Origin of the sequence: Streptomyces sp. NBC_00154 (genome assembly GCF_026342835.1) — a bacterium.
GTDB lineage: Bacteria > Actinomycetota > Actinomycetes > Streptomycetales > Streptomycetaceae > Streptomyces.
In genome coordinates, this window is record NZ_JAPEMI010000001.1 from 3,055,035 (window position 1) to 3,077,130 (window position 22,096).

Below are 22,096 nucleotides of genomic sequence, written 5' to 3' on the forward strand. Positions count from 1 at the left end.
TCATCCGCTATGTATGCAGTACGGACAAGCAGGGCGGTTGGTTCCCGTCAGAGGAATCAGAGAGTGATCACCTGGTGACCACCGGAGATCATCGGGTCTCGACGACGACCGACTCGATCACCACGTCCTGCACCGGACGGTCGGTGCGGGCGTTGGTCTGGGTGCCGGCGATGGCGTCCACGACCTTCTTGCTGGCCTCGTCCGTCACCTCACCGAAGATGGTGTGCTTGCCGGTCAGCCACGCGGTGGGCGAGACGGTGACGAAGAACTGCGAGCCGTTGGTGCCCGGGCCGGCGTTGGCCATGGCCAGCAGATACGGCTTGTTGAAGCTGAGGTCCGGGTGGAACTCGTCACCGAACTCGTAGCCCGGGCCACCGGTGCCGTTGCCCAGCGGGTCGCCGCCCTGGATCATGAAGCCGCTGATGACACGGTGGAAGACGGTGCCGTCGTACAGCCGGTCCTTGGACTTCTTGCCGGTCGCGGGGTGGGTCCACTCGCGCTCGCCCGTGGCGAGCTCGACGAAGTTCTTGACCGTCTTGGGCGCGTGGTTCGGCAGAAGCCGGATCTCGATGTCGCCTTGGTTGGTCTTCAAGGTGGCGTAAAGCTGCTCGGCCACGATCTGCCTTCCGTAAGTCTTCGCTGACGTCCACCGATCCTCGCACGGACCATCCCTCACGGCGCCCGACCGCCACCCGCGAACGGACATCCCTCACCTTCTTGCCTGATTTCACTCCGCTCGCCTGCCGCTTCCCGCAGGAACAAATGAGGCCAAGCGCGTGACGAACCGGCGCGTACTGAGCTGAACCGTGGCATTGTCGTCGGCAAGCTCCCCTTGCACCGCATTGCCCGAGGACGTCTCTCACGACCGTCCCTCACAACGGTCGCTCATGACCCGGATGCCCGCCCCACATGCCACTTGGGCCACCGGCAGGCATGATCTCGAAATGGGTGGAAAGGCGGAGTACTACCCGCCACCAAGGAGGAGGATCCCGTGACCCGCATCGACAGCGTGCGCGCCGCAACCGACTCGGCGAAGGAGAGCGTGCAGCACGCCGCGGAAGTGGTGGCGCCCTACGCCGAAACGGCCAAGGACCAGGCCGCACGCTATGCGCACGAGGCCCGTACGCGGCTCGCGCCGAAGGCGTCGAAAGCAGCCCAACAGGCCCGCGTCCAGTACGACGCATATCTGGCACCACATATCGAACTGGCCCGCTCTCATGTGCCACCCAAGGTCGACGAGGCCGCGCAGCGCGCCGCGCTCCGCACCCGCCGGGCCGCCAAGAACGCCGCGGAGTACACCGTGCCCCGCGTCGAGTCCGCGGTGGCCGCCGCCCAGCCCGTCGCCGAGGAGGCCACGTCCCGCAGCATCGCGGCCCTGGCCGCCCTGCGCGGGCAGGTCACGCCGAAGGAGATCCAGCAGCTGGCCAGAAGGAACAGGAGGCGGGCCAAGGCCGGCCGCGCGCTCAAGGGTTTCGCCGTGGTCTCCCTGCTGGCGGCCGCCGCCTATGCCGCCTGGCGGTGGTGGGACAAGCAGGCCAACCCGGACTGGCTGGTCGAACCCCCCGCCCCCACGGAGGTCTCCGACCGCGCACCGTTGACCTCGGTCGACGGCAGCGGCCCGACCGTCCTTGACCCCGAGGTCCGGGCCAAGCAGGACGACACCGGCCCCGACGGGACGGACGAGGTGGACGGAACTGACCTCGACGACCGTCGCTGAGCCACCGGCCCAACAGAACGGGCGCCGGAAAACCCCTGAGGTTTTCCCGGCGCCCGTTGTGTTGTCCGTGGTGAGCCATCGGCAGAAGAGAAGTGTGGACTTTCCGCTTCCGCCCCGATCCTCTCCCACGAATGTCCGCAGTTCGCCGACGGCCAACTCGTCGACGCTCCGCTCGACTCGCATTCCACGATGTACGTCGACTGCATCCGCGTCTGGCAGTGGCCCAGTCCGGTGCCGCCGGCACCGCCGAACAGCCACTCCCGTGGGACGGGCACGCGGGAAGAGGCGGTACGGATTCCGTACCGCCTCTTCGCACATGGGGATGCGTCGAAGTCCGCCCGGGACCTCGCCGAACGGGGCGCCCACACGCTGCACATCGGCACGTTCCCCACGGCCGGCGCGCTGCTGCTGCCGCCCGCGGTGAAGGCTCTCCGTCATGCCGGGGTGCATATCTCGCTCAACGAAGGCGAACTGCCGACCCTGCTGCAAGGACTGCGCGCACGGGAGCTGCACGCCGCGCTCGTCTTATCCCAGCCGGGTGACCGTCTCGATCTCGACGACGACTTCGAGCTGTATCCACTGCCGCACGATCCGCTGCAGGTGGTCCTGCCCGAGGACCACCGGTGCGCCGACCAGACCAATGCCGGTGAGTTAGCGCGTCGGTGCAGGTCAGGCACTTGATAGTGCGGGGTTTGGTTGGGAATATCCCCTGGTGACGTTGCGTGATCCGTCACTTCTGGTGACGTGTCGGCGGAGGCCGGGACACGGCAACGGAGTTCCCGGTAGGACAGAAGATCGACCAAGATCCGACTGTCCGCGAGGGAACTCCGTTGGGTACTCAGTGTGCCATCGTCCGCATGTCGTCTGCCATCACCGAGGGCAGCCAGGCCCCGTTGAACAGGCTGGTGACCCCCACGGACCGGCGCTTTGGCGAGCACGTCCGTCTCGGCGTGTTGACCGAGGAGATCAGCCCTGAACTGGTTGACGAGGTCGTGGAGTTGACCGGCTGCGGCGAGCGTCGCCGCCGGCTGTTGCCCGCCCGGGCGGTGGTCTACTTCATCCTGGCGTTGTGCCTGTTCAGCAGCTCCGACAGTGCCGGGCCGCCGGGATACCGGTCGGTCCTGCGCACGTTGACGGAGAAGCTGCGGCATCTGCCAGGCCTGTGTGTGCAGCGCTTGCCCACCAGCTCGGCCCTGACACGGGCCCGGCAGCGGCTGGGCGACAAGCCGCTGCAGGCGCTGTTCGAGCGGCGGTGCGGCACGCTGGCCACGACCGTCACTCCGGGCGCGTTCGCCTTCGGGCTGCGGCTGGTCGCCTGGGACGGCACCGCGCTGGATGTCCCCGACACCCCGGCAAACGCTGCTGAGTTCGGTTTCACCGGCAAGGGTGGTGTCAACCAGAGCGGACACCCACAGGTCCGCCTGATGGCCCTGACCGAATGCGGCACCCACGCCCTGGTCGACGCGGCCTTCGACGCCGTGGCCAGGTTCAGCGAGCACAAGCTCGCCCGCCGGCTGCTGGCCTCCCTGCGAGGGGACATGCTGCTGCTGGCCGACCGCAACTTCGCCGGATACCAGCTGTGGGGCCTGGCCCGCGCCACCGGCGCCCACCTGGCCTGGCGGATCAAGAAGAACCTGGTCTTCGTGCCGCTGCGGGTGCTGTCCGACGGGTCCTACCTGTCCATCATGCGCACGCCCGCGGAGAACATCCGCCACGGTCAGGCCCGCGCGGCCGGACGCACCCTGACCGAGCCGCCCCGGGGACACCTGGTACGGATCATCGAGTACACCGTGACCATCCACCCACAGGCCGGCCCACCCCGCACCGAGACGTTCCGGCTGGTCACCAGCCTGCTGGACCACCGCCTCGCCCCGGCCCACCAGCTGGCGAGGGCATATCACCAGCGGTGGGAGATCGAAAACGGATTCGCGGAACTGAAGAACCGCCTGCGCGGCGCCGGATTCATCCTGCGCTCCAAGGCGCCCGAGCTGATCTACCAGGAGATCTACGCCCTTCTCACCGTCTACCAGGCACTATGCGCACTGCAGACGCGCGCGGCAGAACACGGCGGGACCGATCCTGACCGGATCTCCTTCACCGTCACGGTGCAGCTCGCCCGGCTGGCCGTCGCCGCCCAGGCCGCAGCCGACGTCACCACACTGGCCGCCGCCCGCCGCGAAGCCACCACAGAGCTCTTGGCCGCCCTCCTGCCGCCCCGGCGCAACCGGCAGTGCCAGCGCATCAAGAAGCCGTCCAAGAACACCTTCGAGGTCAGAAAACGGGACCAGACCCGCACTCCCAGTAACGTCCGCTACACACTCAAAGTCACCAAGCACCCCACCTGACCTGCACCGACGCGCTAACTCACCGGCATTGCCGACCAGACACACGTATCCCTCGAAGAACTCAGGCACGACGACTGGATCGGCGCGGCGGACCCCCGTGACCCGTGCGACCGCCTCCTGTCGTGGGCCTGCGCCCAGCACTCCTTCGAGCCCGTGCACACCCTGCGTACGGACGACTACGCAGTCGTCCAGGGATTCGTCGCAGCAGGCGCGGGCGTGGCACTCATCCCCCGGCTCGCCCTCGGCCCCCCGCGCGAGGACGTCGCCGTACGACGGCTCAAGGGCGCCCCGCTGGCACGGGAGATCAGCGTTGCCGTGCTCCGTACCACCGCCGCGCGCAGCATTCGCGAGCTGGTGGAGGCCCTCACGGAACAGGCGAGGCTGATCCAGCGGCGCTGGAGTGATGCGGACGCCGACGCCGGACTCGCGTAGCCGGCTTCGCGCGGTCCTCGTCAGGCCGCTGCCGCGGACTCGCTTTCGTCCCGCTTCCTGATGGATGCCATACGGCGGCGGTACAGCGGCCCCGCACTGACACGGTGCTGACGTCAGAAGCGCAGAGACTCCCCTGGTCTGCGTTTCCACAGGCCAAGGGAGTCTCTACAGATGTGGAGCCTAGGAGATTCGAACTCCTGACATCTGCCTTGCAAAGGCAGCGCTCTACCAACTGAGCTAAGGCCCCGAAAAGCGGACAGCACCGGACGCATCAGCGTCTCGGTCACCGCCGCAGACCAGACTACCGGGTGACCCCCTGAATCTTCCAAAAAGATTGGGGCTCCCGGTCGGCAACCCCTCTCCGTAAGATGCTCGTCGAGGTTCGCAGCAGCGAAGCCGCAGCGAAGGGGAGACGCAATGGACGCAGCTCAGCAAGAGGCAACGGCAAGAGCCAGGGAGCTTCAGCGCAGTTGGTACGGAGAGCCACTGGGGGCGCTCTTCCGTCGGCTGATCGATGATCTCGGCCTGAATCAGGCCCGGCTGGCCGCCGTACTCGGGCTGTCCGCCCCCATGCTCTCCCAGCTGATGAGCGGCCAGCGGGCGAAGATCGGCAACCCGGCGGTCGTCCAGCGTGTCCAGGCCCTGCAGGAACTGGCCGGCCATGTCGCCGACGGCAGCGTCAGCGCGGGGGAGGCCACCGACCGCATGGAAGAGATCAAGAAGTCCCAGGGCGGCTCCGTCCTCACCGGCACCGGTCAGACCTCGACCACCGGCGGGGCACCCACCGTCCGGCGTGTGGTCCGCGAGATCCAGTCGCTGTTGCGGTCGGTCTCGGCCGCCGGGGACATCATCGATGCCGCCGACTCCCTCGCCCCGACCCACCCGGAACTGGCAGAGTTCCTCAAGGTGTACGGGGCAGGGCGCACCGCGGACGCTGTCGCGCACTACGAGGGACACCAGGGCTAGGGCCTGTCCGACAAGTCCTAGGGCACTACCCGAAGAGCCGGGCACGAGCCGAAACAGGAACTGGGAGCGGGCGCAGCGCAATGGGTGAGGTCTTCGCGGGTCGGTACGAGCTGATCGATCCGATCGGACGTGGTGGCGTCGGCGCCGTCTGGCGTGCCTGGGACCACCGGCGCCGCCGGTACGTGGCGGCCAAGGTGCTCCAGCAGAGCGACGCGCACACGCTGCTGCGCTTCGTCCGCGAGCAGGCACTGCGGATCGAGCATCCGCATGTGCTCGCCCCGGCCAGTTGGGCTGCGGACGACGACAAGGTCCTGTTCACCATGGATCTGGTCAGCGGCGGCTCGCTGGCACATGTCATCGGCGACTACGGCCCGCTGCCCCCGCGCTTCGTCTGCACGCTGCTGGACCAGCTGTTGTCCGGGCTGTCGACGGTGCACGCGGAGGGGGTCGTGCACCGCGACATCAAGCCCGCCAACATCCTGATGGAGGCCACCGGCACCGGCCGGCCGCATCTGCGGCTCTCCGACTTCGGTATCTCCATGCGCAAGGGCGAGCCGCGCCTCACCGAGACCAACTATGTGGTGGGAACGCCGGGTTACTTCGCGCCCGAGCAGATGATGGGTGCGGAGCCCGATTTCCCCGCGGACCTCTTCGCCGTCGGTCTCGTCGCGCTGTATCTGTTGCAGGGTCAGAAGCCCGACTCCAGGGCTCTCGTCGAGCATTTCGCGTCGCACGGCACGCCCAGCGCCCCGCAAGGCATCCCGGAACCGCTGTGGCAGGTCCTCGCGGGCCTGCTCCAGCCGGATCCTCAGGCCCGGTTCCGGACGGCCACGGGCGCGCGCAAGGCCCTGACCGCCGCTGTCGAGATGCTGCCGGAGCCCGGCGTCGACGACGAACCGGTGGAGGTCTTCGACCAGATCGGCCCGCTGCCCGCCGGATTCGGTCCCGCAGGCCCCCTCGCGGCCCCCCGAGCTCCCGCCCAACCCGCGCATGCCTCGCAGAACGTACAGATCACACCCACGGGCCAGGAACTCCAGCAGGACGCCCATCTGTCCAAACAGCCGCCTGTACAGCCGTCCGTACCGCAGCCGCACACCCCGTCGCCGTCCCCTATGTCGGAGACGGGCAGCTTCCACCTCGCCCCGCCTCCGCAGCAGCCACCCAGCCCCCAGCCACAGGCCCAGCCCCAGCCGGTGCAGCCGGCCGTTTTCCCCCATCCGCTCCCGGCGCATACAGGCTCCCCCTTCCCTGCCGCCGCGCCGGATCCCTCCCAGGCCCCGACAGCCGCGGTGCAGCACGAACAAGCTCTCACTCGTGCTTACACCGCTCAGCAGCCGCAGGTTCCCCGTCCCACAGCGGGAGTTCCCGCGCACGTTCCGCAGAAGCGTCCGGGACCGCCCCCGAAGGTGGCGGTCCCGGTCCTGCTGGTGGCGCTGATCTGTTTCGCCGTGGGCATCTGGGCGTTGACTCAGACCTGAGTTCGCCGGCCTCAGCCGCTGACGCTCCGGACCGCCGGGCCCGCGCGCGGAATCACCAGGCCTGCGGCGGTCCTCCGTACGGCGGCTGCCCGGCCGTGCCCACGGCTTCCTGCCCGCCCGCGACGGTCTCCGCGCGTCGCCGCGCGAGCAGCGTCCACGCCCCGAGCACGAGCACGAGCACGGCACCCGCGCCGATCCCGGCGGCGGCAACCACCTTCATCGTGTCGCTCTTGGCGGCCTGCGGGGCGCTCTGCCCGCTCCTGGCCATGTCCTTGTCGTCCTGTGTGACACCGAAGACCCCGGCGGAACCCTCGTACGGCGACGGACCCGCGGAGTTCTCGACCTTCACCTTGAGGGTCATCGGGATCGCCTTCTCGCCGTAAGCCTTCTCGACCTCCGGGCTCAGCGTCACCGACAGGTAGTACCAGCCCGCGAACCGCATGGCGCTGACATCGGCGCCGGAGGCGAACCGGTTCTCGTACGCCACCGGGGGCAGCGGATCCAGTGACACGGAGGCCGGCCTGCCGGAGTACGACAGCGGCGAGGCCTCGTCGACATGGCCGTGCGCCGGATTGTCCAGGGACAGCGCGAGCGCGCTGCCTACGTATTCGCCCGAGCCGTCGACGCTGTTGCCGAGATCGACGGTGGCGAAGATCTGCTGTCCCCAGTCCACCGGCACCTGGTAGAAGCGGGTCTGCCCCGGCTCGATGCTGTCATCCCACTCGCCGGTCTCCAGGCTGGTGGCGTCGTAATAACTGGTGCCGCCCGGCCGCTCCTGCGTGGCCTGGGTGGGCGGTGACGGCGACGCCGACGGCCAGTTCGTCGGCGCCTCGGTCGGTACCGACCCGCCCTTCTTCAGCTTCGGCTCCGACTCGTAGCGGAGCTCCAGGTCCCACTCCTCCGGAGTCGAGGTCTCCTTGCCCTCCCGCTCGACCAGCACGTTGTACGTACCGGCCTCGTTGCAGGTGGTGCTGTCCTTCTCCGGGACCCGGTACGCGTAAGCGGCGATCGGGCGGGGGAACTCCGCCGACTCGAACCTGGCATCCTCCGAGCTGCACTGCAGGTCGGTGCTGTCCCGGATGCTGACCTTAATGCCGTCCCCGTACGCGACCTGACCGCCGAGCTTGGGCACCGCCACCGCCGAGACATACGCATTCGTGTCGGCATCGAGGTCGAGGCGGTAGTAGAGCTTCTCGCCCGGCTTGATCGAGCTCTTGTACACGGATCCGGGGGTCAGTGCCGACGCGTCGGTGCTGACCTCCGCGCCCCGAACCGCCTTGGCCTCGGGGTCGAAGGTGTACGGAGCAGGCTCCCCGGCCGCGTACGCCTGCCCCGGCAGCGCCGCCACCGCGCACATCGCCGCGACCGCGGCCAGCGTCGCCCGGCCCCTGTTGCGCTGCCTCATCACGCGCTTCCCCTCGTCGTCTGGGTGGCCACCCTGCGGCGGCTGCGCACGAACACGAGCCCCGCGATCACAACCACCACGGCGCCCGCCCCGGCAGCGGCCGCGATGCCGGTCCATCCTGCCCCGCCCGTACCATCGCTGTCTGCGGCCGCAGTCGAATTGCCCCTCTTGTCAGGCCCGTTGTCCGTCTTCTTCCCGAAGACGGCCGCACCGTGCTCCGGTCCGGCCCGCTCGTCGCCGAGTACTGATACCCGAAGCACCACGCCGATCTGCGGGTTCTCGGCGATCTCAGCGGCCCGCGCACCCAGCGTCACGGAAATGTAGAACTCGCCCCTGGTGTGCACCGGCTGGACCGTGGAGCGGTACTCGTAACGGTTGGTCCGGGCGACCGGGACCGACCCCATCCTGATTGCGGCCGGACGGCCGCTGTACACGGCCGTCGAGGTGAACTCGCCGCCACCGCCGACCGGGAAGCGGGCCGGTGTGAACAGCTGCGTCGCCCCGTACGAGTACGCGGAGGCCTGCTCCACGGTCGGCTCGTTGGCGAACTCGACGTCGTAGCGCACCTGCTGGCCCCAGCCGGCCGGAACCTTGTACCAGAGCGTCTGCGACGGCAGGATCCGGTCGCGCCATACACCCCGGCCGAGCTCCTTGGCATCGTTGAATCCGGTGCCTCCCCGTACATCACGGGGGTCGCCGGAAGGCAGCGCGGCGCTCTTGCCGCCCACGCCGTACTCCGGCTCCGAGGCGGCGGGCGTGACGCCCTTCTTCAGCGGCGTCTCCACCCCGTGGACGACCTCCAGCGGCCAACGCGCGGCATCGGAGCCCTTCCTGCTCTCCCGCTCCACCACCAGCCAGTAGCGGCCCGTCCTGTCGCAGACGCGGGTTCCCTCCGGGGCGGGGATGCGGGCTACCGCCGAGGTCAGCGGGGTCGCACCTTCCTTCTGATAGAAGTGCTCGGTGTTCGTCGCGCAGGAACTGTCGGTGCCGTACGCAATGCTGGTACGCAGTGCATCGAGGGTGTCGACAGCCGCCCCGGGCTGCGGCACAGCCGTCGCCGAGAAGTTCGCTGTGGACACCGCGTCCAGATCGACCGCGTAGTACCGCTTCTCACCCGGGCCGATGGCGTCCAGATACTGCCCGGGTGCGAGCAAAGGTGCCCGGTCGCCGGTCGTGGCACCCTCGACCCGCTTGCCGCGGAACCGGTAGCCGTCCGCGGAGGGTTGCGATGCCCGCTGCAACTGCCTGGCCGGCGACTTGGCGTCCGGCGCGTCGTAGTAGCGGCCGTTGCCCGCCTCCGCGATGCATTCGAGCTGCTCGCGAGCCTCGCCCTCCACCTGGAAGCCGACGGTGTCGATCCGCAGCCCGGCCCCGACCTTGCCGAGCTGCTCGGCCACCTCGCAGGGCTGCGGCGTGCCGCAGTTGTCCTCACCGTCGGAGATCAGCAGGATCGTGCGCGTCCCCATGACGCCATCGGCGGGCCCGGGAAGATCCTCCGCAGCCTTCTGCTAGGACAGACCGATGGGCGTGTCACCCTTGGGCCGCACGCCCGCCACGGCCTGCTTCACTGCGGTGCGGTCGAGCGGTTGCACCGGCCGTAAGAGCCGGGTGTCCGTGCATCCCTGAGGGCGATCGGCGCCGTACACCCGCAGCCCGGTCGGTTAGTGGTCGGGAAGACCGTCCACGACCGTGCCCACTGCGCTACGTGCGGTCTCCATCCGGGTCCGGCCGGTGCCGTCGTCATCCGCCATGGATCCGGAGGAGTCGAGCACCATGACAAGGCTGCTGTTGTCCGGGGCAGCCGTGCCCGGCGCGGCAGCTGCACCATGGGCGCCGTGGGCTCCGGATCCCGCCGCCGCGGCCGGCAGTGCTCCTGCCATCAGGGCGAGCAGCGCCCCGCCGGCCCATGTCCCCACTGCTGTTGCAGTCCAGCGGTGATTGAGTCCTCTCACCCGTGCCCCCTCGACCGAAATACCAGCTTCTTTGCTCACGCAACTTATTGATTTGCGTACGTGAACTCAAGAGCACAGGTGTCACGGTCCCGCAACAGCACGAAGCCCCGGCCGCTCAGCGACCGGGGCCCCGCAAAAGGCTGTTCTGTCTCACACACCCGAACCTGCGGGCACGGAGTCAGTCGCCTCCGTCCACAGATCCTGCTCGGCGCGATCCGCCTGGATCTGGCGGTACACGAGGAGCCCGCCGATGGCGGCCAGTGCGACCAGGAGAAGCTTCTTCACCGCGCGACCTCGTCTTTCCTTGACGTAGGAGACTTCTGCCGCCCGACTATACACACCGGCCGATATCGATCGGTTACCTCCCCGCGCCCCGGCCGGCGCCCGGGCAAACCCCACCATCCCGACCAGCCCGCGCCGACTCGTCCAGCCCGGTTGAACCATACGAGTGGTGTTCATCTGAAGATCGGCGGATCCGTGGCGTCGATCCCTGAAATCGCGAGCCGGATCCACATCATCAGAAAGGTAAGCAAACCGGACCACCCGAAAGCGAGGGGCCATGAGCGCCTTCAAGGTCAAGAGCATCTGGACCGCCTTCATCACCGCCTTCTTCGCGCTTCTCGCGTCGATGGGGCTCATCAGCGCCCCCGCCGCGACCGCGCAGCAGCAGACGGCCACGAACCAGGAGCACACGGGTGCTGCCACCGCAACCGCGACCACTCCGTCGGTGCGATGGACCCTTCCGCGTGACAGGGCGCTGCCACCCACCATGAAGCAGCGCATCCGCGCCGAGGCGCACGGCTCGTCACCGGCCACCAGGAATCTGACCGTGGACACGAGGAACACCCTGGGCGCCACAGGCACCACAGGTGCCGCCCGCATCGCTCACGGCGCCCCGGCGGGAAAGGCATCACCCCTTCCACCGTGAGAGCGGCGCACCCGACGCACAGGGCCCCCTGGTCCGGTTCACACCGGACGGGGGCTTTTCCGTGCGCCCACGCGCACCCTCGCGGCGTTGCACCGTCCCACGCGCGACAACCGCAGGCAGCCCACACACCCCGCGCACACAGAAGGCCCGGTATCTCCGAAGAGGTACCGGGCCTTCTGTTGTCACTGTGGAGCCAACAGGATTTGAACCTGTGGCCTCATCTTTATCAGGTCGGTCCGTGGGCGTCGCGCACCACGGCCAGTCCTGGCCGTGGTGGGTCCACCTGCCGCGTGAGTCCCGCGGGATTCGCCGGTACCGGCAGTGTTGGTGTCAGCCACTGATTCATCGCCGGATGGCTCTCTTGACACGCCTTGTGTCGCCTCGCCTTCCTCGTCCTCGTCGCCACCCATGGCGTCGAGCAAACGCTGCCGTGCCTGCTCCAGACGACCGGCGTGGTCGGGCATGAAGATCTCAACGAGCGACTTCTCCAGGGTGCCGGAGATCGCGTAGATGCCTGACGGCGCGGTCCGGGACGATCGCATCGAGTGGATGACGACCGGCGGAAAGCGGCGGCCGCTCGCCGACCTTCTGGAAGATCCGCTCATCGGCTGATGTCGGCCGGCAATCACAAGCGCCCAACCATGATCGGCAAGAGGGCTAGGTGTACTGACCCGTGAGGTTGGGGACGCGGCTGGCGGGTGGTTGGCCCTTGAGCGCGGTGTGTCCGCGGTGGTGATTGTAGGTGTGCAGCCAGGCGGGGTAGGCCTCGCGTCGTTCGCTCTCGGTGCGGTAGAGCTTTGCGTAGGCCCATTCGTCGAGGAGAGTGCGGTTGAACCGCTCCACCTTCCCGTTGGTCTGGGGCCTGTAGGGCCGAGTGCGCTTGTGTGAAATGCCTTGTTCGGCAAGGGAGTTGCGCCAAAGGTGTGACCTGTAGCAGGACCCGTTGTCAGTGAGAACCCGCTGGACGGTGATGCCGGCAGCGGTGAAGAAGGTCTGGGCTCGCTGCCAGAATCCGACGGCGGTTTCCTTCTTCTCGTCGGTGAGGATCTCGCTGTAGGCGAGTCGGGAGTGGTCGTCGACGGCGTTGTGCAGGAAGCTCATGCCGGCGTTCGCCCGGTTCTTTCGGCCCTCGGCCCGGCCGAGGACCTTGTGGCCGCCGCCGTCGGGGATGTTGCCGAGTTTCTTGATGTCGACGTGCACGAGGTCGCCGGGAGCGACGTGTTCGTAGCGGCGGATCACCCGGCCGGTGGCGCGGTCCAGGTGGGCCAGGCGGGCGAGGCCGTACCGGGTGAGAACACGGTGCACGGTCGCGGGATTCAGCCGTAGCAGGTAGGCGATACGGGCCGGTCCCCAGCGGCGCAGAAGCCGGACTTTGATGATCCGCCGCTCGGTGCGGGTCGGGGTCCGACGCGGGCTGTGGTGCGGCCGTGAGGAGAGGTCGGCCATACCGGCCTCGCCGAGCTCGCGGTAACGGGCGGCCCACCGCTGGGCCGTCGTGGGCGAGACCTGGAAGCGTTCGGCGGCCCGCCGCAGCGGCCAGCCGTCCTCGACGACGCAGCGGGCCAGACGCAGACGTCCGGTCTCGGTCAAGGGTGCATTACGGTGGGGCATGAGGGCCTTCTGATCGTTCGGTGGAGATGTCGCAATCCACACCGAACCCGGAAGGCCCTCACTCGTTCAAGATCCCCAAGCCGTGGGATCCGTCACCAACCTCCGTGGTCAGAACAGCTAGGGCTTCCGCTGAGCGAAGGCCCAAGCGGACCACGCCACGCCGATCACGCAGATCACGAATCCCGCGAGAAGGATCCAACGCACAAAGGCCCAATCCAGCTTCCCGCGCTCGAAGGGATCCCCGTCATCGGTGCTGTCGGACCAACCGTGATCAGTCATGGCGCCCCCGCTGGCCCTAAGGTGTGAGCCTCGACACAGCGGTCGAAGCCACTGCACTCGGGGCTGCTGGCAGATCTACTCATCGGCTGATGTCAGCCGGAGATGTCAAAGACCCCCAACCATGATCGGTTGGGGGTCTTTGTACTGGTGGGGCTAACAGGATTTGAACCTGTGGCCTCATCCTTATCAGGGATGCGCTCTAACCAACTGAGCTATAGCCCCGCCGCGCTGCGCGCTGACTTCTGAAGATTAGCGCACGTCGGGGCCAGTCCCAAAATCGATACCCGAAGCCCTACTCGTCCTCGGCCAGCGTGAGCTCCACGCCGCCCACGAAGCCCGCCGACAAGTTGTAAATGAAGGCGCCCAGCGTCGCCAGCGCGGTGGCCAGCACCACGTCGATCACCGCGATGACCGACGTGAAGATGAGAACGCGCGGAAGCGACAGGAACGACTGCAGATCGAAGCCGTTGCTCTCGTTGGAACCGGTCGCCTCGCTGATCGTGCCGCCCACGGTGGAGAAGACGCCCATGGCGTCCATCACCATCCACAGGACCGCGGCCGCCACGATGGTGCAGATGCCGAGCGCGATGGAGAGCAGGAAGCTGACCTTCATCACCGACCACGGGTCGGCCTTCGCCACCCGCAGTCGCGCCTTACGGATGCGCGGAGTTGTCCGCGCCCCCGTCCGGGGCAGACGGGTCGCCTGCGTGCCACCGGCGCCCTGTGCACCGCCCTGTGTGCCGTGCTGCTGCGCTCCTTGGGGCCGGCCACCCTGCGTCCCGCCCGCGGGCGAGGCGTACGCCTGTGGCGGGTGGTAAGGCCCGCCTGCCTGCCCCGGTGCGGGCTCGCGCTCACCGGGCAGCGGCCCGGTCGCGTATCCCTCGTACTGGGGCTGAGGCCCCCGGGTGTCTGTCACAGTGCCCCCTTGGGAGTCCGTGGCAGGGCCACGGGCACCGTTCGCTCCAGCTCCGGAAGCGGCCGAACCGGCGCCCGTGGCTCCACTCACGCTCTACTCCTCGTGCTCCCCGGCCGAAGGCGACATGCCTTCGACAGTGCCCTCGACAGTCGACTCGGCTGTCGTCACCTCGGCAGTCGTCTCAGCCGTCTCGCCCTCGGCGTCATCAGCCCCGTCGACCTCTTCGGCCTCGCGGCCGGCCTCGGCGTTACGAGCGATACCGACGACGGCATCGCGCTTGCCCAGATTGATCAGTTGGACGCCCATGGTGTCACGACCCGTCTCCCTGACTTCATTGACTCGCGTACGAATCACACCACCGCCGAGCGTGATGGCAAGGATCTCATCCGTCTCCTCGACCACCAGCGCGCCGACCAGCGAGCCCCTGTCCTCCACGATCTTGGCGGCCTTGATGCCGAGGCCGCCGCGACCCTGAACGCGGTACTCGTCGACGGCGGTCCGCTTCGCGTACCCGCCATCGGTGGCAGTGAAGACGAACGTACCTGGCCGGACGACATTCATCGAGAGCAGTTCGTCGCCCTCGCGGAAACTCATGCCCTTGACACCCGAAGTGGCACGGCCCATCGGGCGCAGCGCTTCGTCCGTCGCAGTGAACCTGATCGACTGGGCCTTCTTGCTGATGAGCAGCAGATCGTCCTCGGCCGAAACCAGCTCCGCACCGATCAGCTCGTCGTCGCTGCCGTCCTCCGTCTCACGGAGGTTGATCGCGATGACACCGCCCGAGCGCGGCGAGTCGTAGTCCTTCAGCACGGTCTTCTTCACCAGGCCGCCCTTGGTGGCCAGGATCAGATACGGCGCGGCCTCGTAGTCGCGGATCGCCAGGATCTCAGCGATCTGCTCGTCCGGCTGGAAGGCCAGCAGGTTGGCGACATGCTGCCCGCGCGCATCACGGCCGGCGTCCGGAAGCTCGTACGCCTTGGCCCGGTAGACCCGGCCCTTGTTGGTGAAGAACAGCAGCCAGTGGTGGGTCGTCGAGACGAAGAAGTGGTCGACGATGTCGTCTTCCTTGAGCTTCGTGCCGCGTACGCCCTTGCCGCCGCGCTTCTGCGAGCGGTAGTCGTCCGTCTTCGTACGCTTCACATAGCCGCCGCGCGAGATCGTGACGACGATGTCCTCCTCGGCGATCAGGTCCTCGATGGACATGTCACCGTCGAAGGGCACCAGCTTGGAGCGTCGGTCGTCGCCGAACTTGTCGACGATCGCCCCCAGCTCTTCGCTGACGATCTGCCGCTGCCGCTCGGGCGACGCCAGGATCTGGTTGTACTCGTTGATCTTCGCCTGGAGCTCGTCGTGCTCGGCCGTGATCTTCTGGTGCTCCAGCGCGGCCAGTCGGCGCAGCTGCATCTCCAGGATCGCGTTCGCCTGGATCTCGTCGATCTCCAGGAGGCCCATCAGGCCCTCACGGGCGATCTCGACCGTCTGGCTGCGCCGGATGAGGGCGATGACCTCGTCGATAGCGTCGAGCGCCTTGAGCAGACCGCGCAGGATGTGCGCCCGCTCCTCCGCCTTGCGCAGGCGGAACCTCGTACGCCGGACGATGACCTCGATCTGGTGCGTCACCCAGTGGCGGATGAACGCGTCGATCGACAGCGTGCGCGGCACCCCGTCGACCAGGGCCAGCATGTTCGCGCCGAAGTTCGTCTGCAGGTCGGTGTGCTTGTACAGGTTGTTCAGTACGACCTTGGCGACCGCGTCCCTCTTCAGCACGACCACGAGGCGCTGGCCGGTGCGCGAGGACGTCTCGTCACGGACGTCCGCGATCCCGCCGACCTTGCCGTCCTTGACCAGGTCGGCGATCTTCTGCGCGAGGTTGTCGGGGTTGGTCTGGTACGGAAGCTCCGTGACGACCAGGCACTGCCGGTTCTGGATCTCCTCGACCGCGACGACCGCGCGCATCGTGATGGACCCACGGCCCGTGCGGTACGCCTCCTCGATGCCCTTGCGGCCCACGACGAGCGCACCGGTCGGGAAGTCCGGGCCCTTGATCCGCTCGATCAGGGCGTCCAGCAGCTCCTCGTGCGAGGCCTCCGGGTGCTCCAGGTACCACTGCGCACCGGACGCGACCTCGCGCAGGTTGTGCGGCGGAATGTTGGTCGCCATGCCGACCGCGATGCCCGCGGAACCGTTGACCAGCAGGTTCGGGAAGCGCGCCGGCAGGACCGTCGGCTCCTGATTACGGCCGTCGTAGTTGTCCTGGAAGTCGACGGTCTCCTCGTCGATGTCCCGGACCATCTCCATGGACTGCGGCATCATCTTGCACTCGGTGTACCGCATGGCGGCAGCCGGGTCGTTGCCCGGAGAACCGAAGTTGCCGTTGGAGTCCACCAGCGGCATCCGCATCGACCACGGCTGCGCCAGTCGCACCAGTGCGTCGTAGATCGACGAGTCACCGTGCGGGTGGTACGTACCCATGACGTCACCGACGACACGGGCGCACTTGTAGAAGCCCTTCTCGGGCCGGTAGCCGCCGTCGTACATCGCGTACAGCACACGGCGGTGGACGGGCTTGAGACCGTCCCGTACGTCGGGCAGCGCACGCGACACGATGACGGACATCGCGTAGTCGAGGTAGGAGCGCTGCATCTCCGTCTCGAGCCCGACGGGCTCGACACGCATGCCCACACCCGCGGTTGCGGGTTCCTCTTCGGGCGTCACAGGGGTGTTCTCGTCGGCCATTGCTGGTCAAAGTCCTTTCGAGCGGCGGCGTGCTGGTACGGCCGACTCAGATGTCGAGGAAGCGGACGTCCTTGGCGTTGCGCTGGATGAACGAGCGCCGTGCCTCGACGTCCTCACCCATCAGCACCGAGAAGAGGTCGTCGGCCTGCGCCGCGTCGTCCAGCGTGACCTGGCCGAGCACCCGGTGGTCGACGTCCATCGTGGTGATGCGCAGCTCCTCGGCGTTCATCTCACCGAGACCCTTGAAGCGCTGGATCGAGTCTTCCTTGATCCGCTTGCCGTTCTGCTTGCCGAGCTCGACAAGGGCGTCGCGCTCGCGGTCCGAGTACGCGTACTCGAAGTCGTCCCGACCCCACTTGATCTTGTAGAGCGGCGGGCGGGAAAGGTAGACGTGCCCGGCCTCGACCAGCGGACGCAGGAAGCGGAAGAGGAACGTCAGCAGCAAGGTGTTGATGTGCTGACCGTCGACGTCGGCGTCCGCCATCAGAATGATCTTGTGATAGCGGAGCTTCTCGATGTCGAAGTCCTCATGGACTCCGGTGCCGAAGGCCGAGATCAGCGCCTGGACCTCGGTGTTCTGCAGGATCTTGTCGACCCGAGCCTTCTCGACGTTCAGGATCTTGCCTCGGATCGGCAGGATGGCCTGGTACATCGGGTTGCGGCCGGACTTCGCCGAACCACCGGCGGAGTCACCCTCGACGATGAAGATCTCGCACTTCGTCGGGTCGTTGGACTGGCAGTCGCTCAGCTTGCCCGGCAGCGAGGCGCTCTCCAGGAGACCCTTGCGACGCGTCAGATCGCGCGCCTTGCGGGCCGCAACGCGGGCCGTGGCCGCCGCGATGCCCTTGCGGACGATGTCCGCAGCCTCGTTCGGGTTCCGGTCGAACCAGTCCGTGAGGTGCTCGTGGACGACCTTCTGGACGAAGGTCTTCGCCTCCGTGTTGCCCAGCTTGGTCTTCGTCTGACCCTCGAACTGCGGCTCGCCCAGCTTCACCGAGATGATCGCCGTCAGACCCTCACGGATGTCGTCACCGGTGAGGTTGTCGTCCTTCTCACGCAGCAGCTTCTTGTCCCGCGCGTACTTGTTGACCAGCGTGGTCAGCGCCGCACGGAAGCCTTCCTCGTGGGTGCCGCCCTCATGCGTGTGGATCGTGTTCGCGAAGGAGTACACACCCTCGCTGTACTGCGTGTTCCACTGCATCGCGATCTCGGCCGAGAGGAGTCGCTCCTTGTCCTCGGCCTCGATGTCGATCACCGACTGGTGAATGACGTCGCCCTTGCGGGAGTTGAGGTACTTCACGAAGTCGACGATGCCGCCCTCGTAGTGGTACGTGACCGTGCGGGCCGCTTCCTCCTCCGCGATCTCGACCGCCTCCGCGACATCCGCACCCGCCGTCGCCTTCGCCGACTCACGCTCGTCGGTGAGCTTGATCGTCAGACCCTTGTTGAGGAACGCCATCTCCTGGAAGCGGCGCGCCAGAGTCTCGAAGGAGTACTCGGTGGTCTCGAAGATGTCACCGTCGGCCCAGAAGGTGACCGTCGTCCCCGACTCCTCGGTGGCCTCGTTACGGGCCAGCGGCGCCGTCGGCACACCGAGCTTGTAGTCCTGGGTCCAGCGGTAGCCGTCCCGCCTGACCTCGACGGAGACGCGCGACGACAGCGCGTTCACCACGGAGACACCCACACCGTGGAGACCGCCGGAGACGGCATAACCGCCGCCGCCGAACTTACCGCCGGCGTGCAGCACGGTCAGCACGACCTCGACGGCCGGCTTCTTCTCCGACGGCACGATGTCGACCGGGATACCACGGCCGTTGTCGATCACACGAACCCCGCCGTCGGGGAGGATCGTGACGTCGATCGTGTCCGCGTGCCCGGCCAGGGCCTCGTCGACCGAGTTGTCGACCACTTCCTGCACCAAGTGGTGCAGGCCACGCTCACCGGTCGAGCCGATGTACATACCAGGTCGCTTGCGGACCGCGTCCAAGCCCTCGAGGACGGTGATCGCGCTGGCGTCGTACGAGGCAGTTACCCCGCCGCTCTCACCGGGTGTGGACGGAATGTTCTCGTTGGGGTTGCCGGAATCGGCCACGAAGCGCCCTTTCTGGCACAGCACAGGCCGTTCTCCGGGCAGGCGGGAGCGGCTGCGTCGTTCGGCTTGTATCGACGACTCCCGCGAAGATGCGGGATTGTTCACCAGTCTACCGGTAGCGCCGACATGAATGGGGGTTTGCCGGTACCTGAGTCCGCATGTGCCGCCCTGGATGAGCGCCTGACGACTCCCCATATTCAGGATGGGGCTCTAAGAGGCTCACGCGGGCATTGAGCGCTTCGGCCTGTCAACCTCCCGCTACGGTGAGGGACGCATCAGCCGATCCGTACGGTTTCAATCGCCACAGAACGACATATCCCGGATCCCGCGGGCAGCACGACGCACCAGGCAGCACACCGCCACAGCCGAGCCTCGGCGGAACCGGGAACGGTTGCCGCCGGAGCCCGACAGATGGCCGAACAAGGAGAGAAAGCGCGGGTCAGCCGTACGTGTCGCCCGGACCGACGCTCCCCGGCGCGCGCAGCGGACCGAACCTGCGCTGCGGACCGCCCGGCCCCAGCACCTTGATCAACTTCACTGTGCCGTGCCCCAGATCCGCGTTGAGCCGCGCCACCAGCTGCGGCGCCAGCAGCCGCAGCTGCGTCGCCCACGCCGTCGAGTCGCACTGCACCGTGAGCACCCGCTCCTCGGGGTCCTCGTCATAACGCAACGGCACACAATGATTGGCCAGATCCTCACCGACGATCTGCGGCCACCGACCCATCACCCCGCCCACCGCAGCAGGCGTCTCCCAGCCACGCTCGGTGATCAGACGATTGATCGCAGCGCCCAGCGGCAACGGATCACGGCCGTCCGCCCGCGCCCCGGAACGCAGACCGCCGCCCCGTCTGGCCTGCTTCTTCTGCTGGGCCGCAGCGCCACGCGCCCGGGCCTGCTCCTTCGCGGCACGCAACGCCACCCGAGCCAGATCGACCCCCGACGCCTCCGGCTGCTTCGCCTCGCGCGCCGGTTCCTGCGGCCCCGAGCCGCCGGCAGCGCCCATGCCCTTCGCCGTACCACCGGAGCCACTCATACGCGCTCCACCTCGCCCGCCGACACCGTGTACCGCGTACCCGCCAGCACGCCCGGAACGTCATCGTCCACCGCGGCCGTCACCAGCACCTGCTCGCCCGGAGCCACCAACTCCGCCAACCGCTCCCTGCGCCGCGCATCCAGCTCGGCGAAGACATCGTCCAGGACGAGCACCGGCTCATTGCCCTCGCTGCGCAGCAGATCGTACGAAGCCAGCCGCAGCGCCAACGCGTACGACCAGGACTCGCCATGGCTCGCGTACCCCTTGGCTGGCATGCCGCGCAGCCCCAGCAGCAGATCGTCGCGGTGCGGGCCGACCAGCGTCACACCCCGCTCGATCTCCTGCTTACGCACCTCCGCGAGGGCGGCGATCAGCTGCTCGTACAGCTCGTCCCGGGTACGGGCCGGCTCCACGCCCGCACCGACCGAACTGCGGTACTCCAAGGTCACGGGGCCACCGCCGGGCGCGACATCCGCATACGCCTTGTCGGCCAGCGGCTGCAGAGTCGCGATCAGATCGAGCCGCTGCGCCAGCAGCTCCGCGCCCACCCGGCCCAGATGCTGGTCCCACACATCGAGGGTGGACAGATCCATCGACCGGCCACCGTGCCGGCGCGCCATCGCCGCAGACTTCAGCAGGGTGTTGCGCTGCTTCAGTACCCGCTCGTAGTCCGAGCGGACCCCCGCCATCCGCGGCGAACGCGCCGTGATCAGCTCGTCGAGGAAGCGCCGACGCTCCCCGGGATCGCCCTTGACCAGCGCCAGATCCTCCGGAGCGAACAGCACCGTCCGTACGATCCCCAGCACATCACGTGGCCTGACCTGCGACGATCTATTGATCCTGGCGCGATTGGCCTTGCCCGGGTTGAGCTCGAGCTCGATCAGCTGGGAGCGCTCGCCCTGTGCGACGGCGGCCCGGATGACAGCCCGGTCCGCGCCCATCCGTACCAGCGGCGCGTCGGAGGAGACGCGATGGCTGCCGAGCGTCGCGAGGTAGCCGACGGCCTCGACGAGATTCGTCTTGCCCTGACCGTTGGCACCCACGAACGCGGTGACGCCCGGATCAAGAGGTACCTCGACCCGGGCGTACGAGCGGAAGTCGGCCAGCGAGAGATGCGTGACATGCATGGGTGTACGCCGACCTTCCCGGCTTCCTGCTCCGTGCTCCGTAGCGCGGGCCGGTGATGCTGGTCGGCCCGCCTTGCGTTGCGGTTACTTCTTGTTCTCGACCGCGTGGCCGCCGAACTGGTTGCGCAGCGCGGCGATCATCTTCATCTGCGGGGAGTCGTCCTGACGCGAGGCGAAACGCGCGAAGAGCGACGCGGTGATCGCGGGCAGCGGCACCGCGTTGTCGATCGCAGCCTCCACCGTCCAGCGTCCCTCACCCGAGTCGGCGGCGAAGCCGCGCAGCTTGTCGAGGTGCTCGTCGTCGTCCAGCGCGTTGACCGCCAGGTCGAGCAGCCAGGAACGGATGACCGTGCCCTCCTGCCAGGAGCGGAAGACCTCGCGCACATCGGTGACGGAGTCGACCTTCTCCAGCAACTCCCAGCCCTCGGCGTAGGCCTGCATCATGGCGTACTCGATGCCGTTGTGGACCATCTTCGCGAAGTGGCCGGCGCCGACCTTGCCCGCGTGGACGGAACCGAAGTCACCCTCCGGCTTCAGGGCGTCGAAGATCGGCTGGACCTTCGCCACGTGGGCGGCGTCGCCGCCGTACATCAGCGCGTAGCCGTTCTCCAGGCCCCAGACGCCACCGGAGACACCGCAGTCGACGAAGCCGATGCCCTTGATGCCCAGCTCGACCGCGTGCTTCTCGTCGTCCGTCCAGCGGGAGTTCCCGCCGTCCACGACGATGTCGCCGGGCGACAGCAGCGCGGCCAGCTCGTCGATCGTGGACTGTGTCGCCGCACCGGCCGGGACCATCACCCAGATGACCCGCGGGCCCTTCAGCTTGTCCACAAGCTCTTCGAGACTGTGGACATCGGAGACGTCCGGATTGCGGTCATAACCGAGAACGGTGTGGCCTGCGCGGCGGATGCGCTCGCGCATGTTGCCGCCCATCTTGCCGAGGCCGACGAGACCGAGCTCCATCAGAGATTCCTTAAGCGTTGTGCCGATTCGTACCCAAAGCCGAGCGTACGCCCGGGCGGGGACAGGCCGACGGGCATGCTCGGCGCTGAGCGTGCCCGTCGGGATCTGCCGTGACG

At 67.9% G+C, this 22,096-nt stretch carries 17 protein-coding genes, 2 tRNA genes and 1 pseudogene; 7 read left to right on the top strand and 13 right to left on the bottom strand.

Annotated features, from left to right (window positions below):
- Window positions 1–88: 88 nt before the first annotated feature.
- On the bottom strand, window positions 89–616 hold the full coding sequence (locus OHA03_RS13695; protein ID WP_030972436.1) for a peptidylprolyl isomerase: 528 nt from the start codon (window positions 614–616) through the stop codon (window positions 89–91).
- A 375-nt stretch (window positions 617–991) separates the two neighbouring features.
- Here OHA03_RS13695 and OHA03_RS13700 point away from each other — a divergent pair, with 375 nt between their 5' ends.
- From OHA03_RS13700 to OHA03_RS13715, 4 genes are all read left to right on the top strand, one after another.
- A complete protein-coding gene (locus OHA03_RS13700) occupies window positions 992–1,717 on the top strand; it encodes a DUF5324 family protein (RefSeq protein ID WP_267004065.1) in 726 nt (241 codons plus the stop codon).
- 189 nt (window positions 1,718–1,906) lie between these two features.
- On the top strand, window positions 1,907–2,398 hold the full coding sequence (locus OHA03_RS13705) for a LysR substrate-binding domain-containing protein (protein ID WP_267004067.1): 492 nt from the start codon (window positions 1,907–1,909) through the stop codon (window positions 2,396–2,398).
- Window positions 2,399–2,574: 176 nt separating this feature from the next.
- A complete protein-coding gene (locus tag OHA03_RS13710; protein ID WP_267000869.1) occupies window positions 2,575–4,062 on the top strand; it encodes an IS4 family transposase in 1,488 nt (495 codons plus the stop codon).
- A gap of 27 nt (window positions 4,063–4,089) precedes the next feature.
- Window positions 4,090–4,494 (top strand): LysR substrate-binding domain-containing protein, encoded by a 405-nt coding sequence (locus OHA03_RS13715; protein WP_267008041.1) that lies wholly within the window; start codon window positions 4,090–4,092, stop codon window positions 4,492–4,494.
- A 174-nt stretch (window positions 4,495–4,668) separates the two neighbouring features.
- Here OHA03_RS13715 and OHA03_RS13720 read toward each other — a convergent pair.
- A tRNA-Ala gene (locus OHA03_RS13720) sits at window positions 4,669–4,741 on the bottom strand.
- 170 nt (window positions 4,742–4,911) lie between these two features.
- Between OHA03_RS13720 and OHA03_RS13725 the strand changes: the two genes are divergently transcribed.
- Window positions 4,912–5,460 (top strand): DNA-binding protein, encoded by a 549-nt coding sequence (locus OHA03_RS13725; protein ID WP_267004069.1) that lies wholly within the window; start codon window positions 4,912–4,914, stop codon window positions 5,458–5,460.
- A gap of 80 nt (window positions 5,461–5,540) precedes the next feature.
- Window positions 5,541–6,938: a serine/threonine protein kinase gene (locus OHA03_RS13730; protein WP_267004071.1), complete on the top strand. Its 1,398-nt coding sequence runs from the start codon at window positions 5,541–5,543 to the stop codon at window positions 6,936–6,938.
- A gap of 52 nt (window positions 6,939–6,990) precedes the next feature.
- On the opposite strand, the gene OHA03_RS13735 is transcribed toward OHA03_RS13730, so the two are convergent.
- The 3 genes and pseudogenes from OHA03_RS13735 to OHA03_RS13745 all read right to left on the bottom strand — a co-directional run bounded on the left by OHA03_RS13735 (window position 6,991) and on the right by OHA03_RS13745 (window position 10,580).
- On the bottom strand, window positions 6,991–8,343 hold the full coding sequence (locus OHA03_RS13735) for a hypothetical protein (RefSeq protein WP_267004073.1): 1,353 nt from the start codon (window positions 8,341–8,343) through the stop codon (window positions 6,991–6,993).
- Window positions 8,343–10,223: pseudogene (locus tag OHA03_RS13740) on the bottom strand (VWA domain-containing protein). Before OHA03_RS13740 ends, OHA03_RS13735 begins: the two are co-directional and overlap by 1 nt.
- A gap of 222 nt (window positions 10,224–10,445) precedes the next feature.
- Complete coding sequence (locus tag OHA03_RS13745) at window positions 10,446–10,580, bottom strand: DLW-39 family protein (protein ID WP_003958712.1); 135 nt, start codon at window positions 10,578–10,580, stop codon at window positions 10,446–10,448.
- 274 nt (window positions 10,581–10,854) lie between these two features.
- On the opposite strand from OHA03_RS13745, the gene OHA03_RS13750 reads away from it, so the two are divergent.
- Entirely contained in the window at window positions 10,855–11,223 is a 369-nt protein-coding gene (locus OHA03_RS13750; RefSeq protein ID WP_267004075.1) for a DUF6344 domain-containing protein, read from the top strand.
- 657 nt (window positions 11,224–11,880) lie between these two features.
- Here the strand turns inward: OHA03_RS13750 and OHA03_RS13755 are convergent.
- The 8 genes from OHA03_RS13755 to gnd form a co-directional block, all read right to left on the bottom strand.
- Window positions 11,881–12,834, bottom strand: coding sequence for an IS481 family transposase (locus tag OHA03_RS13755; RefSeq protein WP_267004077.1), 954 nt, complete (start codon window positions 12,832–12,834; stop codon window positions 11,881–11,883).
- Between the two features lie 424 nt (window positions 12,835–13,258).
- A tRNA-Ile gene (locus OHA03_RS13760) sits at window positions 13,259–13,335 on the bottom strand.
- Between the two features lie 70 nt (window positions 13,336–13,405).
- Window positions 13,406–14,029: a DUF3566 domain-containing protein gene (locus OHA03_RS13765; protein WP_267004079.1), complete on the bottom strand. Its 624-nt coding sequence runs from the start codon at window positions 14,027–14,029 to the stop codon at window positions 13,406–13,408.
- Between the two features lie 93 nt (window positions 14,030–14,122).
- The gene (gene gyrA, locus OHA03_RS13770; RefSeq protein WP_267004081.1) at window positions 14,123–16,765 is read right to left on the bottom strand and encodes a DNA gyrase subunit A; all 2,643 of its coding nucleotides are present in this window, start codon (window positions 16,763–16,765) and stop codon (window positions 14,123–14,125) included.
- 46 nt (window positions 16,766–16,811) lie between these two features.
- Window positions 16,812–18,881: a DNA topoisomerase (ATP-hydrolyzing) subunit B gene (gene gyrB, locus OHA03_RS13775; protein ID WP_323181204.1), complete on the bottom strand. Its 2,070-nt coding sequence runs from the start codon at window positions 18,879–18,881 to the stop codon at window positions 16,812–16,814.
- 415 nt (window positions 18,882–19,296) lie between these two features.
- Window positions 19,297–19,860 carry a DUF721 domain-containing protein gene (locus OHA03_RS13780; RefSeq protein WP_267008043.1) on the bottom strand — a complete coding sequence of 188 codons (564 nt, stop codon included), beginning with the start codon at window positions 19,858–19,860 and terminating at the stop codon, window positions 19,297–19,299.
- 26 nt (window positions 19,861–19,886) lie between these two features.
- Window positions 19,887–21,017, bottom strand: a complete 1,131-nt coding sequence (gene recF, locus OHA03_RS13785) for a DNA replication/repair protein RecF (protein WP_267004083.1) — start codon at window positions 21,015–21,017, stop codon at window positions 19,887–19,889.
- An 84-nt stretch (window positions 21,018–21,101) separates the two neighbouring features.
- Window positions 21,102–21,980, bottom strand: coding sequence for a phosphogluconate dehydrogenase (NAD(+)-dependent, decarboxylating) (gene gnd / locus OHA03_RS13790; protein ID WP_267004085.1), 879 nt, complete (start codon window positions 21,978–21,980; stop codon window positions 21,102–21,104).
- Window positions 21,981–22,096 lie beyond the last annotated feature (116 nt).

Excerpts from the sequence above, each read along its gene's own strand:
- OHA03_RS13705 (WP_267004067.1), top strand. The coding sequence starts at position 1,907 with ATGTACGTCGACTGCATCCGCGTCTGGCAGTGGCCCAGTCCGGTGCCG.
- OHA03_RS13710 (WP_267000869.1), top strand. The coding sequence starts at position 2,575 with ATGTCGTCTGCCATCACCGAGGGCAGCCAGGCCCCGTTGAACAGGCTG.
- OHA03_RS13725 (WP_267004069.1), top strand. The coding sequence starts at position 4,912 with ATGGACGCAGCTCAGCAAGAGGCAACGGCAAGAGCCAGGGAGCTTCAG.
- OHA03_RS13730 (WP_267004071.1), top strand. The coding sequence starts at position 5,541 with ATGGGTGAGGTCTTCGCGGGTCGGTACGAGCTGATCGATCCGATCGGA.
- OHA03_RS13735 (WP_267004073.1), bottom strand. The coding sequence starts at position 8,343 with ATGAGGCAGCGCAACAGGGGCCGGGCGACGCTGGCCGCGGTCGCGGCG.
- OHA03_RS13750 (WP_267004075.1), top strand. The coding sequence starts at position 10,855 with ATGAGCGCCTTCAAGGTCAAGAGCATCTGGACCGCCTTCATCACCGCC.
- OHA03_RS13755 (WP_267004077.1), bottom strand. The coding sequence starts at position 12,834 with ATGCCCCACCGTAATGCACCCTTGACCGAGACCGGACGTCTGCGTCTG.
- gyrA (WP_267004081.1), bottom strand. The coding sequence starts at position 16,765 with ATGGCCGACGAGAACACCCCTGTGACGCCCGAAGAGGAACCCGCAACC.
- OHA03_RS13780 (WP_267008043.1), bottom strand. The coding sequence starts at position 19,860 with ATGGGCGCTGCCGGCGGCTCGGGGCCGCAGGAACCGGCGCGCGAGGCG.
- recF (WP_267004083.1), bottom strand. The coding sequence starts at position 21,017 with ATGCATGTCACGCATCTCTCGCTGGCCGACTTCCGCTCGTACGCCCGG.
- gnd (WP_267004085.1), bottom strand. The coding sequence starts at position 21,980 with ATGGAGCTCGGTCTCGTCGGCCTCGGCAAGATGGGCGGCAACATGCGC.